Here is a 322-nt window from a genome sequence, read left to right as displayed (position 1 = left end):
GTCGGCGCCGTCTGGCATGCTGCAAGCGTCAGGCCCGAAAGCACGGCCGCCGTCAGGGCGAAGCCGCGAAAAGCGGTTCTGCGCTCCACGGAAATTGAATTCATCTCTGCTTTGTCCTCACTGCCCGCCGCGCCGTCAGGTCCGTTCCCTCTCCGAACCGGCTCCCATGCATAAACAAAAAGGTGGCGGCGATTCCACATCGCGCCACCCTCGGTATCCTTCGAAAAGGACGAAAAATTGGCGTAATCAGCGCGGCGAACGCGCAGCGCCAGCGGCGCCAGCCGGAGCCGGGCGCGGGGTCATCGGCAGCAGGCCTTCACGC

The 322-nt window shown here is 64.6% G+C and carries 1 pseudogene; it reads right to left on the bottom strand.

The window, feature by feature from the left end:
* Positions 1-246 precede the first annotated feature (246 nt).
* Positions 247-322 (bottom strand): annotated as a pseudogene (locus EN808_RS35605) (30S ribosomal protein S21); the annotation flags it as partial.

It is taken from the genome of Mesorhizobium sp. M8A.F.Ca.ET.165.01.1.1 (genome assembly GCF_004792065.1).
In the GTDB taxonomy this organism is placed as follows: domain Bacteria; phylum Pseudomonadota; class Alphaproteobacteria; order Rhizobiales; family Rhizobiaceae; genus Mesorhizobium.
The sequence above is the reverse complement of the archived record's forward strand: the minus strand, read 5'-3'. Positions and strand labels throughout refer to the sequence as shown.